This is a genomic window from Methanomassiliicoccales archaeon LGM-DZ1 (genome assembly GCA_030168595.1).
Taxonomy (GTDB): domain Archaea; phylum Thermoplasmatota; class Thermoplasmata; order Methanomassiliicoccales; family Methanomethylophilaceae; genus Methanomethylophilus.
In genome coordinates this window covers 592536-615728 of sequence record CP115556.1, presented here as the reverse complement: position 1 = coordinate 615728, position 23193 = coordinate 592536, and the positions used below count along the sequence as shown (strand labels likewise).

Sequence of the window (23193 nt, the reverse complement as noted above, 5' to 3'; positions counted from 1 at the left end):
ATTAATCCTTTACCGTGCGTCGAGTGCATGATACCATGGCGGAGCCGGAAAGGAAGAAGAAGCCCGAGTCCGGGGAGGAGGCGCTCACCGAGAGGGAGCTCTATGCCGCGCTCATGGTCGTCGACGAGGATTTCCGCGATGAGGGGCGCGAGGATTACATGGACGACCTCATCAGGAAGATCCGCCGGGAACTAGGGACCGACGGGAAGGACTGACGATTTCTGGGAGTTTATGACGGGCAGAACGATATACGCGCCTGCCCATTCCTGTTCATGAAGGATTTCCACTGGTCTGTTCCTGCCAACATCGTCTTCGGTAGGGGGAAGGCAGATACTGTCGGCAGCGAGGTCTCCAAGATCGGCGCCAAGGCTCTGGTGGTGACCGGCCGGAGCAGTGCGAAGACCGGCCTCCTGGACCGCGTCCTCGGGCAGCTCGATGATGAGCATATCGGCTACTGCGTGTTCGACAGCGTCTCGGCCAATCCACTGACCACTGCAGTTGCCGACGGGGCCGCCCTTGCCCGCTCCGAGGGGTGCGGTACGGTCGTCGCCCTCGGCGGCGGGAGTCCCATCGACTGCGCCAAAGGGATCGCCCTCATGGCCTGCAGCCCCGGCCGCGTGGAGGATTTCCTGGAGAAAGGGTTCTCCGAGCAGGAGTACTCAGCACTCCCCATAATCGCGGTGCCGACCACCTGCGGGACCGGGAGCGAGAGCAACGGAACGGCCATTCTGACAGACCCTGCAACGAAGGACAAGCGCGGGATCAGGGACGACTGCCTCATACCCAGATGCGCGATCGTGGACCCTTCGCTGATGGAGACGATGCCCCGTTCGGTCCTCGCTCCGGTGACCTTCGATGCCCTCTGCCACAGCATGGAATCATATGTCAGCCCCGGCGCCTCCCCGGTCACCGAGGCCATCTCGCTGGAATGCCTCCGCCTGCTGACGGACAATATCGTCGCCGCGAACGACGACATCCATGACACGGAGGCCCTGGACGCCGTGACCGCCGCAGCCTCGGCGGTCGGCATGGCGTTCTACGTCTCGAGCCTGGCCGCCCCGCACGGCCTGGAGCACCCGCTGAGCGGTCTGAGGAACATCGTCCACGGCAGGGGGCTCGCGGCCCTCACGCCGACGGTCATCAGGCATTCGGTCGAAGGCGCGCCCGAGAAGTACGCCGTCATCTCCCGCTTCCTGGGCGGGAAAGGCTCCGAGGACTGCGCCGCGCAGGTCGAGATGCTCCTGGACCGCATCGGGCTGAGCGTCTACCTGTCAGACGAGGGCTTCACGGAGGAGGACATCCCCTGGCTGGCCTCCAATGCCTTCAGGGTCTCGAAGGCCAGGCTTCTGGGGAACCCCAAGCCCATCACGACAGAGGAAGAGGTCTCGCTGATCTACCGCGAATCGATGTAAAATTAAGAAAGACAGAAGCGCCGGGCGCCCCGTGGAGGGGCGCCTGCCGGGCCCTTTTCAGAGGCCTTCGGCGATCTTGTAAGGCGTTTTGTGGAGGGCCTTATCGGCCTCTTCGGCTGTGAGGCCGGCTCCGAGTGCGATCTTGGTCGCCGCTTCGTCGTCCATGAGGTTCTCGGGCTGGTGGGTGTCGGAGTCGACCACCATCATGCACTTGGACGCCCTCGCGATACTGCACACGTGCCCGTTGGTGAAGCTGTGGCCGCTGCGCCCGGAGATCTCCAGGGCCACGCCGTTCTCCCTTGCGATGTCGGCCTCCTCCGCGGTGATGAACCCGGGATGTGCCAGCACATCGATGTCGGGGTTCTCCGCGGCCGCCCTGTCGGTGCCGGGGGCGACCGGTTCGACGATGGTCTCGCCGTGCACCACGACAATCTTCGCGCCGAAGCGGCGGGCGTCGTGCGCGACCTGGGCGATGAGCGCCGGAGGCACATGGGTGATCTCCACGCCCGGGAGGACGCGGATGTTGTAGTCCCTGTTCAGCTGCGTGGCCTTGACGAGGTTGGTCACCACCCATTCGACATTGGTCATGTCGACGTGGTCGGTGATGGCCAGGAGGTCATGTCCTAGCACTGATGCCCTCCGCACGAGCTCCGCCGGGATGAGCTCCCCGTCGCTGAAGACGGTGTGCGTATGCAGGTCCGCCCTGGGCTTCATGAATGCCTCTCCGTGAGCTCTTTATAGACAAGGCCCAGGTCCACGTCTTCCTTCACCAGGGCCACCAGGGTGTGGTAGATGAGGTCGGCCGTCTCCGACGCGATCTCCTCCTTGTCGTGGTCCCTGACCGCGAGGATGACCTCGGCGGCCTCTTCGACGATCTTCTTGCACATCTTGTTCTCGTTGGAGAAGAGCTTGCAGGTGTAGCTCTCCTCCGAGGGGTTCTCCTTCCTGTCCTTTATGGTGCGGATGAGCTCGGGCATGATGGCGGCGGTGTCGTCCGTGCTGCCCTCGACGGTGGTGAAGAAGCAGGAGGGGTGGCCGGTGTGGCAGGCGGGGCCGGTCTGGTCGACCCTGACCAGCAGGGTGTCGGCGTCGCAGTCGGCCTCGATCGATTTTATCCTCTGCACGTGGCCGGACTCCTCTCCCTTCTTCCACATCTTCTGCCTGCTGCGGCTCCAGAAGTGGGTGTAGCCTGTCTCGTACATCAGCCTCACGGCCTCCTCGTTCGAATATGCCAGCATGAGGACCTCGTTGGTCCTGTAGTCCTGCACGATGACGGGGACCAGCCCCTTGTCATCGTAATTCAGCTTCGGAATCTCCGTCATCTGACCTCTATCCCCCTCTCGCGGAGGTATTCGTGCACGTCGTCCACGGTGCATTCCCCGTAGTGGAATATGCTCGCGGCGAGCGCCGCGGAGCAGTCGGTCTCGGCGAACACCCGGTAGATGTCGTCTATGCCGCCGCATCCTCCGGAAGCGACCACGGGGACGCTCGTCTCCTCGACCACGGCCTTCGTCAGCGGGATGTCGTAGCCGTTGCGGGTCCCGTCCGCATCGATCGAGGTGAGCAGTATCTCGCCGGCGCCGCGGTCCTCGGCCTCGGCCGCCCAGGCGAGGGCGTCGATGCCGGTGGGCTCCGTGCCGCCTTTGACGAACACCTCGAACCCGGAAGAGGTGCTCCCGGTGCGCTTGGCGTCGATGGCGACGACGACGCACTGCCTCCCGAACCTCTCGGCGGATTCGGAGATGACCTCCGGGTGCGCCACGGCGGCGGAGTTCATGGAGACCTTGTCCGCTCCGGCCAGGAGGGCGTTGTGCACATCGTCGGCCGTGCGGATGCCCCCGCCGACCGTGAGGGGGACGAAGACGCGCTCCGCGGTCTCCTTCACGAGGCCGAGCGTGGTCCCGCGGGATTCCTTGGAGGCGGCGATGTCCAGGAAGGTGATCTCGTCGGCGCCCTGCCTGGAGTACCGCTCGGCGAGCTCGGGCGGGCGCCCGACCTCCTTCAGGTTGACGAACTCCGTTCCTTTGACGACCTTGCCGTCCTTCACATCGAGGCACGGGATGACCCTCTTGGCGAGCATGCTTCACACCGTCTTGACCGCGTTCTTGGTGCTCAGGAGCCTGTCGCGGGGCCTGACCGCGTTCTTGAGGCATTTGCCGAGAGCCTTGAACGTCGCCTCGATCACGTGGTGGTCGTCGAACCCCCTGAACTTCACGGTGTGCAGGGTGATCCCGGCGGACATCGCGAAGCTCCTCATGAAGTGGATGTAGAGGGGATCGGGCAGGTCGGCGTCGCAGTACGGCCTGTCGACGAGGTCAATGGACACGAGGACGAGGGCGTCGTCCATGGGGAGGACGCAGGATGCCGTCCTCTCGACGGGCCCGTCGCCCAGGGCGCGCTTGAACGCCTCCCCCAGGGCGATGGCGGTGTCCTCAATCACGTGGTGGTCGTTGTCCCCGCCTGCCTCGAGGGTGAGGTTGAAGTCGGCGTACCTGGCGAGGGTCTCGCACATGTGCTTCAGGAACTGGATGTCGCATTTGACGTCGAATTCCCCTGTGCCGTCGATGCACAGCCCGACCTTCACATCGGTCTCGCGGGTGCTGCGCTCCAGGTCCGCTCTCCTTGACGTAGCCGTCATGATATCGACCGCATGATGCGCGTGCTGTTTATTAAAACAGCGCGCGGGCGTCCGTCATCTGATGATGACGCTCGCGACGCCGAAGCTCTCGCGGACGGCCGATATGACGGTCCCCGGCATCTCGCCCTCGGTGATGAGGATCAGATGCGATTGGCCGTCGTCGGCGGGCTCGCTGACGACCGCCTGCTTGACGTTGATCCCGGCCTTGAAGATGATGTCCATGATGCCTGACATTATCCCCGGGACCTTCTCGTCGGTGGGGATGACCTCGATGACCGAGCATCCCAGCTCCTTCGCGACGTCCGAGAGGAGCACCATGCATCTGAGCTTGGAGTACAGTGCCAGCAGCTCGGGTTCGCCCATTATCCTCTCCACGGCCGAGCGGACCACCCTGCGGTCTACCTTGGCGGCCTCGGCGACGGATGTGTCCGCCTGCCTGATATCCCCGCACCAGATGTAGCCGTCGTGAACGCTGAGCCCCTGGCTCAGCAGCAGCCTTGCGACTGCCATCTGGGAGGGATGGCGTCCGAAATACTTCTGAATACGGTCCATGAAGCCGTAGATGCGCCCATAGGATTTAAACCATCTTTTCAGTGCATTAATGAACTAATAAGTTCATTAATACGAAATCCGTAAATTTTCTTCGTTTATATTCGATTCTTTCAATCGGCAATACGAAAACAGTAACCGTATAGATTGAGCACAGCGAGGGTTTTATAAGTAAAGACTCATGCGCGCGTTCATCAGTAAGAGGGTTTCCATGGAAGCGCCCGCATCTACGAAGGAACTCAGGGACGAGGTGTCCGAGATCGACGGCAAGATCATCGACCTCATAGCCACCCGCATAGACATCACCGACGAGCTGGCGAAGGCCAAGAAGCGCAGCGGCCAGAGCTACTGGGACGATGAGAGGGAGAAGGAGATAGTCGCCAGGTACCTGGACCTCTGCAAGGAGGTCAGCCTCAACGAGGATGAAGCCGAGCAGATCGCGCATGTCATCCTGAGCATCTCCAAGGAGCGCCAGAAGAAGATCTACGACGGCGACTGAGCCGGCGCATCCGGAAGGAAGGGAGGAAATGAGCGGAAAAGTGAAGGTGGCGGTTCTAGGCGCCACGGGCATGATCGGGCAGAGGTTCGTCCAGATGCTGGAGGGCCACCCCTATTTCGAGATCGAGGGGCTCTACGCCTCCGAGAGGTCCGAGGGCAAGAGGTTCGGGGACACCCTGAAGGTCCGCGACCACGAGTACAGCCAGGAGACCCTCGACATGAAGATCTCCAAGATGGACATCAGGCACATCGCCGATTCGTGCAGGATTGCGTTCTCCGGCATACCCAGCGAGCTCGCGGGCGAGACCGAGACCCAGCTCGCGCAGAACGGAGTGGCGGTCTACACCAACGCCGGGGCCCACAGGATGGACGAGCACGTGCCCATCATCGTCCCGGAGGTCAACACCGACCAGTTCGCCGCCGTGAAGGACCAGCCTACCTACAAGGACGGCGGGTACATCGTCACGAACGCCAACTGCTCCTCGACCGGCATCGTCGTGCCCCTGAAGGCCCTGAGGGACGCCTTCGGCCTCGAGCAGGTCTTCGTCTCCACTTACCAGGCCATCTCCGGCGCCGGCTATCCCGGAGTGCCGTCCCTGGACATCGTGGGCAACGTCATACCCTTCATCAACCATGAGGAGGAGAAGATGGAGTCCGAGCTCGGGAAGATGCTCGGGACGTACGGGGACGGGAAGTTCAGGTACGCCGACTTCGATGTCATCGCCAACTGCGCCAGGGTCCCTGTCGTCGACGGCCACACCGAGTCCCTCTCCCTGAAGCTCAGGGACGAGCCCTCCCTGGAGGAGGTCGCCTCGGCCCTCTCGGGCTTCCGCGGCGAGCCCCAGAAGCTGAAGCTCCCCTCGGCCCCGGTGCAGCCTGTCATCGTGAGGACCGAGGAGAACAGGCCCCAGCCCATCTACGATGTCTTCGCGGGTTCCCCGGAGAGGGCCCGCGGGATGGCCTCCACCGTCGGCAGGATAAGGAAGTCCAACGGCTACTACAAGCTCTGGGTCGTTTCGCACAACACCCTCCGCGGCGGGGCCGGCGGTTCCATCCTCAACGCCGAGTACGCCTATAAGAAGAACCTTCTCTGATCCTGTCCGGGGCCGCGGCGGAGCGGGTCTTCCTTCCCCGCTCCGGCCGTTCCGGCAGGTTACTCCAGATCATCGCGTCTGCGATGAGTTAATTAATAAAGGAAGGGATGGGCGAAGCGATATACAATGACGCTGAAGATGGCCATTCCGAACAAGGGGAGGCTCAACGAGAAGGCCGTGGAGCTCATAACCAAAGCAGGCATCAGCCTGGGGGACGACTGGGGGCGCAGGCTCAACATCAATGTCCCGGGCCTCGGGCTGGAGGTTTTCCTCATCCGTGCGCAGGACATCCCCATCTTCGTGGATTCCGGGGCCGTCGATTTCGGCATAACCGGCCAGGATGTCACCGCCGAGGCCGGCGTCAGGGTGAAGGAGATACTCGATCTCGGATACGGGAGATGCCGGCTCTCCATCGCCGCTCCCGAAGACTCCGAGATCGCGAAGAGCGGCGTCATGAAGGACGGCATCCGCGTGGCCACCTCCTTCCCGGAGCTCACCAAGAAGTTCTTCAGGTCCAAGGGGATCAAGGCCGACATAGTCTTCGTGCAGGGGGCGGCGGAGATCATGCCCATGCTGGGAGTCTCCGACTGCATCTCCGATCTTGTGGCTACCGGCAGCACCCTCAGGATGAACCGCCTCAAGGAGGTGCAGGTCATCATGGAGTCCCAGGCGTGCGTCATCGCCTCCGAGAAGGCCATGGCAGATCCTGCCAAGAGCGACAGGATCGGGGAGATCGTGGACGCTCTCCGCTCCGTCATCAGCGCCGAGGGCAAGAAGTACGTCATGGCCGATGTTCCCAGGGACAGGCTGCCCGACGCCGAGAAGATCATCCCCGGCATCGGAGGGCCCACCGTGGTGGACATCGCCGGCAAGGAAGGCTGGGTGGCCGTCCAGGCCGTCGTCGGCAACGAGAGCTGCTACCGCGTCGTCGCCGACCTCAAGAAGATCGGCGCCCGCGGCATTCTCACCATGCCCATAGAGCGGCTCGTGGACTGAGATGAGCCAGGGGGCCGAACGGCCCCCCTGCCTTCCTTTCAGAAGGTTTCAGCTGAAGAACGCGCCGGCGGTCATTCCCAGGTAGTTCTCGCCGGAGTATCCGGGGAATTCCGCCTTCATCTTCGCCGTGAACTCGGCCGCGTCCTTCGATTCCGATGCCAGCTTCTCGGTCTCCTTCAGGTAGGAGATCTTCGTCTCGGCATCCTTCCTGGTCTCAGGTACGTAGTGGGCCGAGAGGAAGGTCTCGAACCCGCGGTCCAGGTAGTCCTGCAGGTTCGCTGCCATCGCCTCTGCGGCCGCTGCGCCCGGGACGATGGAGTGGCAGTCATGGCCGAGCATGTGCATGTAGACCGTCTTGATCTCGGGGAGCTCGATCTCGAAAGCTTCGTCGTTCGGCCTGACGATCATGTCGATCCCGGCGATCTGGGTCTTGCCTGCCTTCAGGATGTTCTTCCCCAGGACTATCCCGCTGTCGAACGCATCCCCGAAGGCCTTGGTGAAGTTTCCGATCAGGGCGGCGCCTCCTCCGTTGGTGTTGTAGGAGTTGGCGGACTCGGTGGCGTAGGAGGGGACTTCCGGGAGGAAGGAGGATCCCGCCGCGTGGTAGGAGACCAGCTTCGCCTGAATGTCGATGTTCTTCTCGCGGATGTACTGCTCCAGCTCCGCGATGTTCTCCTTGAAGGGAGGGATCTCGACGACGATTCCCTTCCCGGCCTTCTCGAGGATGATGACCTCGTCATCTATGAGGTCCTTGGTCTGGTAGGCGTGGACCTTGACGTCCCCGCAGTCGATCACGATCATGGCTCCGTGCTGCATCTCAATGCTCTGGGTCTTCATTTTTTCTCACCGACTTGTTTCAGTCTAATTCCTAGTATGCCTGCGAAGTATAAGTATCAATTAGAAACTATGATGTTACACAGTAACCTGCAGGTAACCTATCGGGATGCGCCGCCATGCCGCGTTCTTCATGCCTGCTCTTCTTATCATATACGCACGGACGCGCGCGCACGCAACCATTATTACGGAATGGAGTATCCAGAGTCCCGAAGGGCCGCTGACATGCGGCCGAGTGGTTACCATGGACCGCAGCATGATGAGGAAGAGCGTCCGCGGGCTCACTACCTATTATAACCCCGACGTGGGGAATGCCATCAGGATGGACACCAATGTCAACGTCCTGGGCTCCAACCCAGCGGCGGAGGCGTACATCGAGGGCCTCAGGATCAACACGAACACCTATCCGAACACCTATTCCGATGGACTGAGGGACGCCCTGGCGGACCTCTACGGCCTGAAGAGGGACAACTTCGTGGTCGGGAACGGCAGCGACGAGATGATCAACACTGCTTTCACGACCTTCGTGGAGCCCGGCGTGACCTCCGTCATCCAGCCGTACCCCTCGTACTCGCTCTACAGCTACTTCACCCAGCTGTCGTCGGGCATCATGAAGGAGGCCGAGCTGGACGAGGATTTCCAGCTGGACCCGGATGCCATGATCGGCAAAGGCGAGGACAGGAAGGGCGTCCTCATCATGCCGTCGCCCAACAACCCCACCGGGAACTGCTTCCGGACCAAGGACATCGAGGAGATCCTCTCGAAGCACGAGGGCATAGTAATCCTCGACGAGGCGTACAGCGAGTATGCCAGGAAGACCATGATCGACAAGGTCGACGAGTTCGACAACCTCATCGTTTGCAAGACGTTCTCCAAGGCATACGCTATGGCCGCGTTCCGCGTGGGCTACATGGCCTCCAACCTGAAGGTGGCCGACATGCTCAATTCCGTCAAGGTGCCTTACTCGCTCAACGGCATCTCCGAGGGGGCGGCCATCGCCGCCCTGAAGGACAGGTCGTTCGTCGAGCGCAGCGTCAGCATGGTCGAGGAGCAGCGCCCGAAGCTGGCCAAGAAGATGGAGTCCCTCGGGTTCGAGTGCTACCCGTCCGACGCCAACTTCATCCTCGCCAGGGCCCCCATAGACCACGCCAAGCTGGTCGAGGGCATGAAGAAAAGGGGCATCCTCATCCGCGACTTCGGGACCAAGAGGAGGACCGAGAACTGCGTCCGCCCGACCGTCGGCACCGAGGAGCTGAATAAGCTCATGACCGACGCGATGGAGGATATCATCGCAGAGGAGAGCAGATGAGGATCGCTCTCGCCGACTACGGGGTCGGCAACATCCATTCCATCCGCAAAGCGCTGGAGATCGCCGGGTTCGAGGTCGAGCCCGTCACCGATATGTCGAAGCTCCTGGACGCCCCGGCGATCATGCTCCCGGGCGTGGGGGCGTTCGATGCTACCATGGAGCGCCTTCTGCCCTACAGGGACGCGATAAGGGAGAGGATGGAGGCAGGGGTCCCTGCACTGGGCATCTGCATCGGGGCCCAGATCCTCTTCCCGGGGAGCGACGAGGGGCAGGGCCCCGGCATCGGGCTCTTCCCCGGCCGCGTGAGGGCGCTGAAGTCCAAGACGGTCCCCCACATGGGGTGGAACCTGGTGAAGACCCAGGACGACCTCTTCGAGGGCCTGGAGGACCTCCACTTCTATTTCGCCCACTCCTATTACTGCGATCCGGAGGACAGGTCCGTCATCAAAGGCATCACCGAGTATGAGGGGTTCGAGTTCCCGACCGTCATGCGCACGGCCAACACCGTCGCCACCCAGTTCCATCCCGAGAAGAGCTCGGACGCGGGGGCCGCGTTCCTGAAGAACTTCGAGGCTTTCGCGGAGGACATGGCATGATCGCCATCCCGGCCGTCGATGTCCTGGACCATAAGGTGGTCCAGCTGGTCGGAGGCGTGCCAGGAAGCCAGCAGGTGATCCTGCCGGACATCGCCAAGACGGCGGATCACTGGGTCTCCATGGGGGCGCCCTGCCTCCATCTCGTGGACCTCGATGCGGCCTTCGGGAAGCCCGACAATTCGGATGCGTTCTGCGAAGTCATCGCCTCTGCAGGCGTCCCCTGCGAGGTCGGAGGAGGCATCAGGTCGGAGTCCCAGATAGCGAAATACCTCGACGCCGGGGCAGACCGTGTCATCGTGGGGACCAAGGCCATCAAGGAGCCTGAGTGGTTCGCCGAGATGGCCCGGAAGTTCCCCGGGAAGCTCATCCTCGGCATGGACACCAAGGGCGGGAAGATCTCGATCAAGGGGTGGCAGGAAGAGGTCGACCTGTCCATCGACAAGGTCTTCGAGGACCTCAGGCAGCTGCCTGTCAGGGGCGTCCTGAACACCAACATCGATGTCGAGGGCCAAGGGAAGGGCGTGAACGCCGCGGCCAACGCCGAGTTCGTCCGCAAATGCCCCTGCCCGGTCATCCTCTCCGGAGGGTTCGCCTCCTATGAGGACATCAAGGCCGGAGCGGCCGCAGGCGCCGAGGCGGCCGTCATCGGGATGGCCGTCTACAAGGGCACGATGAAGCCTTGGGAATGGGAGACGCCCTGGAAGGCGTGATACCTTCCCGACTGCCGGATTGAAAATCAAGGCGGATCGCGCCTTTTTCTGGTTTTTTTCGGGAACCGGCAGTTCCCGCGGCAGACCTGCGGGGGAAAGCCCCCCGCAGGCTCCTCGGAGATCCGGGGCTTCACCTGAGCCCGTGGAACTCCTGCATGCACTTGACGCCGATGTGGTCCTCGCGGGCGACCCTGATGGCCCCGACGGCGACCTTGGCGCCGTTGATGGTGGTCATGAAGGGGATCTCCAGCTCCACGGCGAGGCGCCTCATCCTGTGACCGTCCCTGACAGCTCCCGAATGCTGGGTCGGGGTGTTGATGACCATGTTGATGTCGCCGTCGCGCATCAGGCTGATGGCGTTGGGCTTCAGGTTCTCGTTGTTCTTGAACACGGCCGTGTTCTCCACTCCGTGCTCGCGGAAGTAGGTGGAGGTTCCCTTGGTGGCGTAGATCCTGAATCCCATGTCCTTCAGGGCCCTCGCGACCTCCAGGGCCTGGGGCTTGTCCTGGTCGTTGACGGTGAAGTACGCCCCACCCTCGGTCGGGAGCTTGTTGCCGGCGGCCACCAGCGCCTTGTAGGCGGCGGTGTCGAAGTCGGCATCGATGCCCATGACCTCTCCGGTGGATTTCATCTCAGGGGTGAGGATGGAGTCCACGCCCGGGAGCTTCAGGAACGGGAACACGGACGCCTTGATGGCATAGTGGTCGATCGGCCTGTATCCCTGTAGGCCCATGTCCTTCAGCTTATGGCCCAGCATGCATTTGACGCCGATCTTGGCCAGGGGGACGCCCGTGGCCTTGGAGATGAACGGTACGGTCCTGGACGCCCTGGGGTTGGCCTCGATCATCCAGATCTCGCCGTCCTTGTAGGCGAGCTGGAGGTTCATCAGGCCGACGATCTTCAGCGCCAGGGCGACCTCGGTGTCGATCCTGACGATCTCCTCGATGGTCTTCTGGGGCAGGGTGAACGGCGGCAGCACCATGGTGGCGTCTCCGGAGTGGCAGCCGGCGTACTCGATGTGCTCCATGATCCCGCCGATGTAGACGGTCTCGCCGTCGCAGACCGAGTCGACATCGATCTCGATCGCCTCGGTGAGGTACTTGTCGATGAGGACCGGGTGGTGCCTGGAGACCTTGACCGCGGTCTCCATGTAGGTCTTGAGCTCGTCGGCGGAGTAGACGATCTCCATCCCGCGCCCTCCCAGGACGTAGGACGGCCTGACCAGCACAGGGTAGCCGATATCCTCGGCGATCTTCTCCGCTTCTTCGTAGGAGAACGCGGTGCCGGACTTGGGCTGCTTGATGCCGAGCTTGCGCATGAGGTCGGTGAACCTCTTCCTGTCCTCGGCGACGTCCATCTGATCCGGCGTCGTGCCGAGGATCTTGGTGCGGGTCCCCTTGAGGCCCTTCTCGACGTCGATGGCCAGGTTGACCGAGGTCTGCCCTCCGTACTGGCATATCACGCCGTCGGCGTCCTCGGCCTTGATGACCTCGAGGACGTCCTCCAGCTCCAGGGGCTCGAAGTACAGCCTGTCGCTGATGTCGTAGTCGGTGGAGACGGTCTCGGGGTTGTTGTTTATCATGATGGCCTCGATACCCTCTTCCTGCAGCGCCTTGACCGCATGCACGCAGCAGTAATCGAACTCGATCCCCTGGCCGATCCTTATGGGCCCGCCGCCGATGATGACGACGCGCTTCTTCCCGTCGGAGCTGGTCTCGGAGGACCTTCCGTTGTAGGTGCTGTAGAAGTAGGGGGTCTCGGCCGCGAACTCGGCGGCGCAGGTGTCGACCATCTTGTAGACCGGGATTATGCCGGCCTTGACCCTCTGGGACATGATGTCCCAATGCTCCTTCTTTACCAGGCGGGCGATGGTCTTGTCCGCGAAGCCCATCCTCTTGGCCGCTCTGAGCAGGTCGTCGGTGAGGGGCTCGGACTGCAGGCGCTTCTCCATGGCAACTATGTTGGCGACCTTCCTCACGAAGAACTCGTCCCAGTCGGTCTCCTTGGCGATGTCAGCGGGGGACCACCCGCGGCGGAGGGCCTCCCCGACCGCGAAGATGCGCCTGTCGGTGGCATGCCTGAACTCGTCGTGGATCTCGCTGTCGGTCATGTCGATGGGGTCCAGGCCGTCGACGCCGATTTCGAGGGACCTGAGCCCTTTCAGCAGAGCCTCCTCGAAGGTCCTGCCTATGGACATGGTCTCCCCTGTGGACTTCATCTGGGTCCCGAGGTGCCTGTCGACGGTGCGGAACTTGTCGAAAGGCCATCTGGGTATCTTGACCACGACGTAGTCGATGGTCGGCTCGAAGGCCGCGAAAGTCTTGCCGGTGATGTGGTTGGGGATCTCGTCGAGGGTGTAGCCGACGGCGATCTTGGTGGAGACCCTGGCGATCGGGTACCCGGTGGCCTTGGAGGCCAGGGCGGAGGACCTCGAGACACGGGGGTTGACCTCGATGACGCGGTACTCGTGGGTCCTGGGGTTCAGGGCGAACTGGACGTTGCACCCGCCCTCGATGCCGAGGGCGCGGATGATCTTCAGCGAGGCGGTCCTGAACCTCTGGTGGTCCCTGTCCGAAAGTGTGAGGCAGGGGGCGCAGACGATGGACTCCCCGGTGTGTATGCCCATCGCATCGATGTTCTCCATGTTGCAGATGATCACGCAGTTGTCCTTGGAGTCCCTCATGACCTCGTACTCGAGCTCCTTCCATCCGAGGATGCTCTCCTCGATGAGGACCTGGTGGATCCTGGAGTAGGCGAGCCCGCGGGCGCAGATCTCCTTCAGTTCCGCCTCGTTGTAGGCTATGCCGCCCCCGGTGCCTCCGAGGGTGAACGCGGGCCTGATGAGGACCGGATACTGGCCTATGACCCTGACCGCCTCGAGGGCCTCCTCGAGGGAGTTGGCGGGCCTCGATTTCGGCACGGGCTCGCCGATCTTCTCCATGGTCTCCTTGAACAGCTCCCTGTCCTCGGATCTCTCGATCGCATCGGGCTGGGTGCCGACCAGCTCGGCGCCGAACTTCTTGAGGTATCCTTTCTCGGCGAGCTCGGAGCTGATGTTGAGAGCGGTCTGCCCTCCCATGCCCGAGACGACGCCGTCCACGCCCTCCTTCTCGATGATCTTCGCGACGATGTCCGCCTGCAGGGGCTCGATGTACACGCGGTCGGCGGTCTCGGGGTCCGTCTGTATGGTGGCGGGGTTCGAGTTGACGAGGACGGTCTTGTAGCCTTCCTCCCTGAGCGAGCGGCACGCCTGGGATCCGGAGAAATCGAACTCGGCGGCCTGCCCGATGACGATCGGACCGGAGCCGATCACCAGGAGCTTCTTGTAATCCTTCCTCACAGGCGTCCCTCCCTGACCACGGAGGCGAAGCGATCGAAGAGGAAGGTCGTGTCCCAGGGGCCCGGAGAGGCCTCGGGGTGGTACTGGCACGTGAATATGGGGAGGTCCTTGTGCCTCATCCCCTCCACCGTGCGGTCGTTGACATTGAACTGGTCCGCGATCAGGCCGGTCCCCGCCAGGGAGGCCTCGTCGACCGCGAAGTTGTGGTTCTGGCTGGTGATGTACACCCTTCCGTCGTACATGACGGGCTGGTTGCATCCGTGGTGGCCGAACTTGAGCTTGTACGTCTTCGCGCCGAGCGCCAGGGCGGTTATCTGGTTCCCGAAGCAGATCCCGAACAGCGGGAGCTGAGTGGACAGGTCGCTGACCGTCCTCGCAGTGTGCTTGAGGATCATCGGCTGCGAGGGGTCGCCCGGACCGTTGGATATGAGGACGCCCTTCACCCCGCTCTCCGTTATCACGTCGGCCGGCGTGTCGTACGGGAACATTATGACATTGAAGCGGGCGCGGAGGTTCTTGAGGATGCTCCCCTTCTCGCCCAGGTCGATCATGCCGACGGTGAGGTCCTTTCCGCCGTCGAAGCGCTCTATCTCCCTGCAGCCGACCTCGGCGACCAGGTTGGCCTCGGATGGCATAGGGGCCTGCCTGAGCTTCTCCGCGAGGCCGGGGACCTCGTCCGGATCCGAAGTGATCTTGCCTTTGAGGGTCCCGTGCTGCCTGATCCTGATGACGAGGTCACGGGTGTCGATGCCGGAGATCCCGGGGACCTTGTTGTCCCTGAGGAACTCGTCGAGGGTCTTCCCCCCGTACATGTCCGAAGGCTCGCGGCAGTACTCGCTGACCGCCAGGGCCCTGACGTGGACCCTGTCCGACTCGTTGAAGGCGTCGTTGATGCCGTAGTTCCCGATCAGAGGGAACGTGAGCACGAGAATCTGACCCTGGTAGGAGGGGTCGGTGAGGCTTTCCTGATAACCGTTCATTCCTGTTGCGAAAACGACCTCGCCGAAAGCGTCGGAGGGGTATCCGAAGGCCTCGCCTTCGTACACTGCTCCGTCCTCGAGGACCAGATAATTCTTTGCCATCGAGAATAAATCACAGTCGGAAAACCTATTTAATCCAAGGGGGCGGCGTCTGACAAGCCTTCGAAGGCGTTGTCTGATAATGGACAAAATTGAATGGTTAGAACTCCTATGTAAATCCGAATCAGCCGTTATCCCATTTCGGACACAGGAGTAAAAGCAGGGCCGGGGCATGCGCTTAACGCACGTATGTTTCATAATTTTCTATAATCCCTATAAAGGGCAGGAAGGCGGGGATTGTAGGCCCGGCGGCATCATCGCAGGATGCAGGATGAAGAGCGGATCGGAAAAATGCGAAAAATGGAAAAGCGGGGCCCGGAGGCCCCAGGATGGTTTTCTCACCGATCAGTCGGTGATGGCCTCAGAGGGGCAGGCATCGACGCAGGCGCCGCAGTCGACGCACTTGTCGGCGTCGACGACAGCAACATCCTCGATGGTGATGGCCCCGTTCGGGCAAGCGTCGGCGCAGGCGCCGCACGCGACACAGCTGTCAGCGTTGACTTTTGCAGCCATCTCATTCACTCCGTGATGGCCTCAGAGGGGCATGCATCGATGCAGGCTCCGCAGTCAACGCACTTGTCGGCATCGATCTGGGCGATGTCTCCGACGGTGATGGCTTCGTTGGGGCAAGCGTCGGCGCAGGCACCGCACGCAACACAGTTGTCAGCTACGATTGTAGGCATGTTTAATGAAATCCCAGGACATGGTATAAAGGCATGATGGGTGTTGAATGGGCCCTAATTTAGGCTCATTTAAACACTATTTAACCGATTCGGTACGATGGGTCTGTTTTAACCAGACCGAAAACGCCGCCGCTCGGACCTGCCAAGGTTAATCATGTACCCTGCGATAGGGGAGCCCATGCGCATACTCGGAAAGGACGCGGGACAGGGGGAAGTGAAGGTCCTTCCCGAGACCGATGACGATATCTGGCATCTCTATAACATCATCAGGACCGGGGACCTCGTGACCGCGTCCACCGTCCGCAGGGACGAGAAATCGGACGACAAGCTCCGTGCGGAGAGGGCGGAGAAGAAGAGGATGACCCTGGGCGTGCGCGTCGAGAAGATCGAGTATGACGGGGACGGGCTCAGGATGCGCCTTCTCGGGGTCATCGAGGAGGGCCCTCAGGACATAGGGCAGCATCACACTCTGATGATCGAGCCCGGCGAGCCGCTCCGTATCAGGAAGGCACATTGGAAGACCACCGACATGGAGAGGCTGGAGAAGGCCGCCAAGGACACCGTCAAGCCAAGGATTGTTTTCGTCTCCCTTGATCAGGACGAGGCCACGGTCGCCGTCCTCAGGCAGTCCGGCCTGAAGGAGATCGTGACCGTACGCTCCATGCGCTCCGGCAAGCAGTACGATGAGAAAGGGAAGCCCTTCGACTACCACGGAGAGATCATCTCCAAGCTGAGCGCCGTGGCGACGCCCGACATGCCGCTGGTCCTCCTGGGCCCCGGCTTCGAGAAGGAACTCCTCGCCGACGATATCAAGAAGCTCCCCAAGGGGACCTTCGGTCAGCTGTACGTGCAGCATACGGGGCAGAGCGGGATGGTCGGGGTCAACGAGCTCATCCGCGGAGGGATGGGCGCCCAGATCCTGCGCGATTCGAGCGTGGGAGTCGAGATGGAGGCCGTGGAGCAATTAATGGCAGGGATATCGAAGGGGAAGCTCGCCGCGTACGGGCCTTCGGAGGTCGCAGCGGCCGCATCGGCGGGGGCTGTCGAGACCCTGCTGGTCCTGGATTCCGTCCTGCGCGAGAAGGACCTTGACGGAGTCGTGCGCGATGTGGAGTCCCAGAAGGGAAAGGTCATCGTCGTCTCGGAGGAGCATGAGGGCGGCCGGCAGCTTGCGGCCCTCGGCGGCATCGGGGCGCTCCTGCGCTACGACCTGCAGCCTCAATAAAGTCCATTCTGCGGCCTCCGGAGAACGTTTCCGTTCATCGATTTCTGTTGGATGGCATTGGATGTTTCGTGAACATCATATTTAAACTATTTCTATAACATTTTCATTTCTGCGCTATCATTTATAAATTTTTCTACAAACGATAAGTGAGATTTATATAACGCATTCATCGGTCTTCGCGCCCAATGGCGTGTACGCACCGTCTGGCGCCGTACCGCCTACGGGGGTAAAATATGACTGAAAATCAGGCTGCGTCCGGTGCATCTTCCGGCGATACGCTCGTGCGCAGCATCGACTGGAAACAGGGGCTCATCATAGCCATGGGCATCCCGATCCTCATCGTGCCGTCGCTCGCGGACCTGTCGGAGACTCTCTGGGCCATGAGCATCATCCTCTGGGTCCTCTCGGTCCTTTCCGGGTTCCTGCTGAACATCCCGCTCGGGGAGCTCTGCGCCACGTTCGGCGTGGCGGGGATCGGCGGATCGATCCAGTATGTGTTCGAGGATGATGAGAAGTACAAGAGCAGCAAGATCAACTGGGGCCGCCTGGTCGGTTCATTGGGCGCATGGGCGTATTTCGACACCTGGGTGCCTGTCATCCCCATCTTCACCATAATGACCGGAGTCTACATCAACGATTATTTCGACCTGGGATTCGAAGGCGTCTCGAGCACGCTGTTCTACCTTCTCCTCGGCGTCCTGATCTACGGTTTCATCATCATCTCCGGAAGGAAAGGGCTCGAGGGAGGAGCGAAGACCCAGCTCATCCTCGCGGCCATCACCATCGTGCCCATCCTGGTCATCTGCATCGCCCCTATCTTCACGGGCGACTTCCATCTCGGGACCATCACCGACGAGATGGTGCCTGACGGATGGAAATGGGACGGCAACGACATGCTGATGATCCTGGGATGCTTCACCGTCGCCCAGTGGTCCGCCGTCGGATGGGAGTCTGCCGCCACCTACGGGGCGGAGTACAAGGAGCCCAGCAGGGACGTGCCGAAGGCGCTCTTCTCCTGCGGCCTCATGTGCCTCGCGATGTACTTCATCATCTCGTTCTGCATGTACGGGGCCCTCGGATACTCCGAGATCCATGAGAACGGGGCCTCCACTCTCATCCCTGTGGCCAAGTACGGCTTCGGCGACACCGGCGGCGCCGTCGCTGTCGTCTTGCTCATCGCAGGCATGGTCATGATCATCCAGACCGCGTTCCTGGGGACTGCCAGGACCATTCAGATCATGGCCCGCGAGGGGAACTTCCCGCACATCTTCTCGCGCACCAACATCTACGGCGTCCCGATGTACGCCATGTACTTCGAGGCGTTCATCGGCTTCGTGGTCATACTGGCACAGATCACTTCCTCGCAGATCCTTGCCGTCTCCGCGCTCGGATTCGCCATCGCCCTCGCCATGTGCATGATGGCGTTCATCAAATCCAGGCGCGACCCCAGGTTCAAGGACGTCAAGAGGATCTACCGCGCTCCGAAGTGGGCCCTGGCCGGTGCTTGGTTCATGTGCCTCTTCGAGATCTTCTTCATGATCCCGGGGCTCCTGTACTATGTGTACAAGGGCATGGGCTTCGGATACGACATCGTCGGCATCGCCGTCACCTTCCTCTACGTGCCCTGCTGGATCTTCATCCAGTGGTGGAACACCCAGGCCCATCCCTCCATGAGGCCCGGGGTCAGGTTCGAGAAGGAGGGCAACCCCTACCCGAAGCTGCTGACGCCGTTCGCGATCGCAGGGATCGCCATAGCGATCTGCTCCTTCCTGGCGTCGTGGATCACCTTCAGCGGGTCCGACATGCTCCTCCACGGGTACGCGCACCACCTGTACAGCGGGACGATGCTGCTCACCGCCGACGGGCCGGACGGAGCACAGGCCTTCTTCCCTGCCGCCGTCCTCGTTCTGGGCATCATCGCCCTCGCGGCCGAGATCTGGAACTTCACCATCTCCGGACGTTCCTCCAAGGCAGCGGTCTCCGCTGCCTTTGCAACGTCGGCGCTGGCGTTCGTCCTCTCCGTCGCGTTCCTCTTCTGGAACCCCGACGGGGCATCTGCGGCCGACGGGGCGTACTTCGCCGCCGCCGGATCCCTCATTGCCGCCGTCTTCGCTGCCCTGCAGATCGCCGGCGCCTTCGGGCGCCTGCGCATCGGCAGGAGCGGCAGCGCGGAGCCTGGATCTGCATGAGGAGGGAGGGGGACCTCCCCCTCCTTCCCTGAAACGTTTTACGACATGTTGTGTGCCGTGTTTCTCATCTGTGTCTGTTTTTACACATAGTCCGCTGGCCTCTGCAATATATTTAAGAACGAAGCGAAGATAGGCATGGGTGTTATACAGCAGGCGGATGGGGTACCTGTCGAGGTAACATCAATACAAGGGTTGATGCTATGAAATCATACAACGAGGTCAAGAGGCTCCTCTCCAAAGATGATGTCGTCGTCTGCGACACCACCCTCAGGGACGGAGAGCAGACCGCAGGCATCGTCTTCTCCAACCTGGAGAAGTACAGGATCGCCCAGCTTCTCGATGACGCCGGTGTACAGCAGATCGAGTCCGGCATCCCGACCATGGGAGCGGACGAGAAGGTCGCGGTCAGGCACATCGCCCACATGGGGCTCAATGCTTCCATCCTCGGATGGAACAGGGCCGACATTCACGACATCGAGACCAGCATCGACTGCGACGTCGATTCCGTCGCCATCTCCATGTCCGCTTCCGATATCCACATCCAGCACAAGCTGAAGAAGGACAGGCAGTGGGTCCTGGACAAGATCACCGAGTCCGTCGAGTTCGCCAAGGAGCACGGCCTCTACGTCTCCTGCAACGGCGAGGACGCCTCCCGCGCCGACATGGACTTCCTCATCCAGTTCGTCAAGACCGCCAAGGATGCCGGTGCGGACAGGTTCCGCTACTGCGACACCATCGGAAGGGAGATACCCAGCAACTGCTACGAGAGGATCAGGAAGATACGCGAGGCCACCGGCATGGAGGTCGAGATGCACACCCACAACGACTTCGGCATGGCCACCGCCAACGCCGTCGCCGGCGTCCAGGCCGGGGCCAGGTTCCTCAGCGTGACCTCGATGGGCATCGGCGAGCGCAGCGGCAACGCCCCGCTCGAGGAGGCTGTCATGTCCTGCCAGCTCCTGCTCGGCAAGAAGACCGGCATTGTCCCCATCAAGCTGAAGCCGCTGGCCGAGTTCGTCTCCCGCGCCTCCGGCAGGGAGATAACCCCTGGGAAGCCGTTCCTCGGCAGCAACTGCTTCGCGCACGAGGCCGGCATCCACGCCGACGGCATCATCAAGGATGCCCACAACTACGAGCCCTACGACCCGGCCATCATGGGCCTCGAGAGGAAGATCGTCATCGGGAAGCACTCCGGCACCCACACGCTCATCAACGACCTCTCCAAGAGGGGCGTCGACATCTCCAAGGAAGATGCCGTCAAACTCCTGGAGATGGTCAGGAAGGCAGCTGTCGGCCTGCACCGCAGCCTCACCTCTGACGAGCTCTACGACCTCTACAAGGACCTTAAGAACGGGCAGGACCCGTTCGAGACCCTCTGAAACCTTCAGGCCGGGCGGGCGGGGGATCATCCCCGCCGCCCTTGACGCCCGGCCGTTCCCGGAGCATCGGCTCCGGGCTCTTTTTCTGCATTATTTTATAAAACGGACCTGTAAACGGATCCCGCAGCCGTCCGGCGGTTCATTTGGATCCTTTGCGGGCGGTGATGAAGTAGGTGTACGGCAGCCATTCGACGGTGCCGTCCTCCCTGGTGAGCTTGATGCTCTCCCAGACGTCGGCGGAGACCTCGGGCGCCCCGAGCCCCAGCAGCACCGAGATATCCCAGGCGGGCCTCCTCTGGCTGCTCATGTACAGTTTCCGGCGGAAGCCCTCCTCATCGGTGTTGACGGTGTTCCCGTTGCACCTGTAGAGGTAATCCGCGTTCTGCTGCTCCGCGAGCATGTAGTCCGGGTCGTTGAACTTGAGATAATAGTTCCCGTCGAAGACCATCATGGTCCCTCCGGGGCGGAGCGCTTTCATCCAGCTGGCATACGCTTTCCTGGGCTCCGTGAAGTGCCAGGTGACCTTGCGGGACACGATGAGGTCGAACGTCCCCTCCGGGAAGTCCAGGTCCTGGGCGTCCTTTATTTTTCTGAGGTCGACGTCCACGCCGGCCTCGGCGAAGTTGCGGCGGGCCTGTGCCAGGATGCCGTCGGAGTTGTCCACTGCGGTCATCTCGCAGCCCAGCCGGGCCAGGAATATGGAGAGGAACCCTCCGCCGACGCCGATCTCCAGGGCCCTGAGGTGCTTACCCCTGCAGAGCTCCTTCAGCCTGCAGTAGTACAGCGAGGACTCTTCCCTCGCGCGGTGCTCCTCGGCGAAATCGGATATCTTCGGGGCTGCGACGTCATAACCGGCTCTGATCCTGTCGACGATCTCGGACCTGCTCTCCATCGTGCAGTAATCAGAGATGCAGTAATAAAAAGTTTCGAATGATTGTTATCAGAAGCATACGCTTCCTGAATGATGATATAAAAAAGGAAGTTGGGGACCTCCCCGGCAAGGGGAGGGGAGGCCCTGCAGGCCGCTCACTGGATGTGGAGGATCTGCATGTCGCCGGCGACCTCGCCGTTGGCCTTGATGCCGAAGGTGTCGACGAGGACCTTGGTCACTCCCGGGGTGAGGAACACGGGCAGCCTGGGGCCGAGCATGATGTCCTTGACGCCCAGCGAGAGCAGGGAGAGGAGGACGAGGCAGGCCTTCTGCTCGTACCAGGAGATGTTGAACGAGAGCGGGAGCCCGTTGACATCGGTGCCGAAGGCCTTCGCGAGCGCCTGGGCGATGACCACGAGCGAGTAGCAGTCGTTGCACTGACCGGCGTCGATGACACGGGGTATGCCGCCGATGTCGCCGAGGTCCAGTTTGTTGTAGCGGTACTTGGCGCATCCTGCGGTGAGTATGACGGTGTCCTTCGGGAGGCTCTGGGCGAAGTCGGTGTAGTAGGACCTGGGCTTCTCCCTGCCGTCGCATCCCGCCATGACCACGAAGCGCTTGATCGCTCCGGCCTTGACGGCATCGATGATCTTGTCGGCGAGACCCAGCACGGCCGCGTGGCCGAAGCCGACGGTCAGGTTCACGTTGTCGATCTCCTGGGGCGGGCTGCACTTCTTAGCCATCTCGATGAGCTCGGAGAAGTCCTTGTTCCCGTCCGCGTCGGCATCGATGTGCCTGACCCCGGGTACTCCGGCGACGCCGGTGGTGAACAGCCTGCCCTTGTATTCCTCAGGGGGTATGAGGACGCAGTTGGTGGTGGCGAGTATGGGACCGTTGAAGCTCGCGAACTCGGTCTTCTGCTTGTACCACGCGCCTCCGTAGTTGCCGCGGAGATTGGGGTACTTCCTCAGCTCGGGGTAGGCGTTGGCGGGGAGCATCTCGCCGTGGGTGTAGACATCGACGCCGGTGCCCTGGGTCTGCTCGAGGAGCATCTTCAGGTCCTTGAGGTCGTGCCCGGTGATCAGGATGCCGGGGTTCTTGCCGACGCCGGTGTTCACGGTGCAGGGGGACGGGGTCCCGTAGGTCTCGGTGTTCGCCTTGTCGAGGAGTGCCAGGCACTTGACGCCGACGCTTCCGCACTCCATGTTGAGGGCGACGAGCGCATCGGCGGTAAGGTCCGCCCTGAGCGAGGCGAGCGCTTTGCGGATGAAAGCGGGGACCTCAGGGTCGGTGTAGCCGAGCACCTTCGCATGGTGGTAGTATGCGGCCATTCCCTTGATCCCGGCGAGCAGGAGCTCTTTCAGGGACCTGAGGTCCGCGTTCTTGTCGTAGGAGTCGATCCCGATCTCCTCGGGGGAGGCCGCGCAGAGCCCGCACTCGAGGCCCAGGTCGCCGATGAGCTTCTTGTTCGCTTTGAATGCATTCTCGATGGCCTCCAGGTCGAAGTTGGTGTTGCTGAGGGTCATGAACAGGCCGTCGACAGCCCTGGAATCGATGTCCTCGATGGCCTCGGGGCCGACCTTGCCGTCGACGGTCCCCTTGGAGAGAACGATGAGCGACTGGATGAGGCGGTCCTGCGCCTCCGCCACTGCTGCGGTCTTCCCGCAGACCCCGTTCCTCGTGCAACCTGTTCCCGCGATAGTCTCTTCGCACTGCCTGCATTTCATAGCGATTCTCTCCGTATGCTATCTTTAGTGTAGCAATTATCCAAATGATAGCAACGTATATATT

23 protein-coding genes are annotated in these 23193 nt (G+C 61.8%); 11 read left to right on the top strand and 12 right to left on the bottom strand.

What is annotated here, in order from left to right:
* The first annotated feature begins 35 nt into the window (after positions 1 to 35).
* Positions 36 to 215 (top strand): hypothetical protein, encoded by a 180-nt coding sequence (locus O8W32_02865; protein ID WII09783.1) that lies wholly within the window; start codon positions 36 to 38, stop codon positions 213 to 215.
* A gap of 57 nt (positions 216 to 272) precedes the next feature.
* Positions 273 to 1412, top strand: coding sequence for an iron-containing alcohol dehydrogenase (locus tag O8W32_02860; GenBank protein ID WII09782.1), 1140 nt, complete (start codon positions 273 to 275; stop codon positions 1410 to 1412).
* A gap of 57 nt (positions 1413 to 1469) precedes the next feature.
* Here O8W32_02860 and O8W32_02855 read toward each other — a convergent pair whose 3' ends face one another.
* From O8W32_02855 to O8W32_02835, 5 genes are read right to left on the bottom strand one after another with little or no spacing between them, the layout of a single operon-like run.
* Positions 1470 to 2126 (bottom strand): histidinol phosphate phosphatase domain-containing protein, encoded by a 657-nt coding sequence (locus tag O8W32_02855; GenBank protein WII09781.1) that lies wholly within the window; start codon positions 2124 to 2126, stop codon positions 1470 to 1472.
* A complete protein-coding gene (gene hisIE / locus O8W32_02850; GenBank protein ID WII09780.1) occupies positions 2123 to 2734 on the bottom strand; it encodes a bifunctional phosphoribosyl-AMP cyclohydrolase/phosphoribosyl-ATP diphosphatase HisIE in 612 nt (203 codons plus the stop codon). Before hisIE ends, O8W32_02855 begins: the two co-directional genes overlap by 4 nt.
* Positions 2731 to 3492 carry an imidazole glycerol phosphate synthase subunit HisF gene (hisF, locus tag O8W32_02845; GenBank protein ID WII09779.1) on the bottom strand — a complete coding sequence of 254 codons (762 nt, stop codon included), beginning with the start codon at positions 3490 to 3492 and terminating at the stop codon, positions 2731 to 2733. The genes hisIE and hisF overlap by 4 nt, the downstream gene beginning before the upstream one ends.
* Before the next feature lie 3 nt (positions 3493 to 3495).
* Positions 3496 to 4050 carry an imidazoleglycerol-phosphate dehydratase gene (locus O8W32_02840; protein ID WII09778.1) on the bottom strand — a complete coding sequence of 185 codons (555 nt, stop codon included), beginning with the start codon at positions 4048 to 4050 and terminating at the stop codon, positions 3496 to 3498.
* A gap of 54 nt (positions 4051 to 4104) precedes the next feature.
* Positions 4105 to 4602 carry a regulator of amino acid metabolism, contains ACT domain protein gene (locus O8W32_02835; protein WII09777.1) on the bottom strand — a complete coding sequence of 166 codons (498 nt, stop codon included), beginning with the start codon at positions 4600 to 4602 and terminating at the stop codon, positions 4105 to 4107.
* A 208-nt stretch (positions 4603 to 4810) separates the two neighbouring features.
* Here O8W32_02835 and O8W32_02830 point away from each other — a divergent pair, with 208 nt between their 5' ends.
* From O8W32_02830 to hisG, 3 genes are all read left to right on the top strand, one after another.
* Complete coding sequence (locus O8W32_02830) at positions 4811 to 5098, top strand: chorismate mutase (GenBank protein WII09776.1); 288 nt, start codon at positions 4811 to 4813, stop codon at positions 5096 to 5098.
* 28 nt (positions 5099 to 5126) lie between these two features.
* Positions 5127 to 6191 (top strand): aspartate-semialdehyde dehydrogenase, encoded by a 1065-nt coding sequence (gene asd, locus O8W32_02825; protein WII09775.1) that lies wholly within the window; start codon positions 5127 to 5129, stop codon positions 6189 to 6191.
* Positions 6192 to 6317: 126 nt separating this feature from the next.
* Complete coding sequence (gene hisG, locus O8W32_02820) at positions 6318 to 7187, top strand: ATP phosphoribosyltransferase (GenBank protein ID WII09774.1); 870 nt, start codon at positions 6318 to 6320, stop codon at positions 7185 to 7187.
* Positions 7188 to 7235: 48 nt separating this feature from the next.
* Here the strand turns inward: hisG and O8W32_02815 are convergent, their stop codons facing one another.
* Positions 7236 to 8024 carry a hypothetical protein gene (locus O8W32_02815; protein ID WII09773.1) on the bottom strand — a complete coding sequence of 263 codons (789 nt, stop codon included), beginning with the start codon at positions 8022 to 8024 and terminating at the stop codon, positions 7236 to 7238.
* Between the two features lie 241 nt (positions 8025 to 8265).
* On the opposite strand from O8W32_02815, the gene hisC reads away from it, so the two are divergent.
* The 3 genes from hisC to O8W32_02800 are packed head-to-tail and all read left to right on the top strand — an operon-like array spanning position 8266 to position 10636.
* A complete protein-coding gene (gene hisC, locus O8W32_02810; protein WII09772.1) occupies positions 8266 to 9330 on the top strand; it encodes a histidinol-phosphate transaminase in 1065 nt (354 codons plus the stop codon).
* Positions 9327 to 9926: an imidazole glycerol phosphate synthase subunit HisH gene (gene hisH / locus O8W32_02805; protein WII09771.1), complete on the top strand. Its 600-nt coding sequence runs from the start codon at positions 9327 to 9329 to the stop codon at positions 9924 to 9926. Before hisC ends, hisH begins: the two co-directional genes overlap by 4 nt.
* Positions 9923 to 10636, top strand: coding sequence for a 1-(5-phosphoribosyl)-5-[(5-phosphoribosylamino)methylideneamino] imidazole-4-carboxamide isomerase (locus tag O8W32_02800; protein WII09770.1), 714 nt, complete (start codon positions 9923 to 9925; stop codon positions 10634 to 10636). The genes hisH and O8W32_02800 overlap by 4 nt, the downstream gene beginning before the upstream one ends.
* 130 nt (positions 10637 to 10766) lie before the next feature.
* Here the strand turns inward: O8W32_02800 and carB are convergent, their stop codons facing one another.
* The 4 genes from carB to O8W32_02780 form a co-directional block, all read right to left on the bottom strand.
* Positions 10767 to 13976: a carbamoyl-phosphate synthase large subunit gene (gene carB, locus O8W32_02795; protein ID WII09769.1), complete on the bottom strand. Its 3210-nt coding sequence runs from the start codon at positions 13974 to 13976 to the stop codon at positions 10767 to 10769.
* Complete coding sequence (carA, locus tag O8W32_02790) at positions 13973 to 15058, bottom strand: glutamine-hydrolyzing carbamoyl-phosphate synthase small subunit (GenBank protein ID WII09768.1); 1086 nt, start codon at positions 15056 to 15058, stop codon at positions 13973 to 13975. Before carA ends, carB begins: the two co-directional genes overlap by 4 nt.
* A gap of 342 nt (positions 15059 to 15400) precedes the next feature.
* On the bottom strand, positions 15401 to 15568 hold the full coding sequence (locus tag O8W32_02785) for a 4Fe-4S binding protein (GenBank protein WII09767.1): 168 nt from the start codon (positions 15566 to 15568) through the stop codon (positions 15401 to 15403).
* Between the two features lie 5 nt (positions 15569 to 15573).
* Positions 15574 to 15738 (bottom strand): 4Fe-4S binding protein, encoded by a 165-nt coding sequence (locus O8W32_02780; GenBank protein WII09766.1) that lies wholly within the window; start codon positions 15736 to 15738, stop codon positions 15574 to 15576.
* 154 nt (positions 15739 to 15892) lie between these two features.
* Between O8W32_02780 and O8W32_02775 the strand changes: the two genes are divergently transcribed.
* The 3 genes from O8W32_02775 to nifV all read left to right on the top strand — a co-directional run bounded on the left by O8W32_02775 (position 15893) and on the right by nifV (position 20531).
* Positions 15893 to 16963, top strand: a complete 1071-nt coding sequence (locus O8W32_02775; protein WII09765.1) for an mRNA surveillance protein pelota — start codon at positions 15893 to 15895, stop codon at positions 16961 to 16963.
* A 233-nt stretch (positions 16964 to 17196) separates the two neighbouring features.
* Entirely contained in the window at positions 17197 to 19152 is a 1956-nt protein-coding gene (locus O8W32_02770) for an APC family permease (protein ID WII09764.1), read from the top strand.
* A gap of 200 nt (positions 19153 to 19352) precedes the next feature.
* Entirely contained in the window at positions 19353 to 20531 is a 1179-nt protein-coding gene (gene nifV, locus O8W32_02765) for a homocitrate synthase (GenBank protein ID WII09763.1), read from the top strand.
* 139 nt (positions 20532 to 20670) lie between these two features.
* On the opposite strand, the gene O8W32_02760 is transcribed toward nifV, so the two are convergent.
* Complete coding sequence (locus O8W32_02760) at positions 20671 to 21423, bottom strand: class I SAM-dependent methyltransferase (protein WII09762.1); 753 nt, start codon at positions 21421 to 21423, stop codon at positions 20671 to 20673.
* A 134-nt stretch (positions 21424 to 21557) separates the two neighbouring features.
* On the bottom strand, positions 21558 to 23129 hold the full coding sequence (gene hcp / locus O8W32_02755) for a hydroxylamine reductase (GenBank protein WII09761.1): 1572 nt from the start codon (positions 23127 to 23129) through the stop codon (positions 21558 to 21560).
* Positions 23130 to 23193 lie beyond the last annotated feature (64 nt).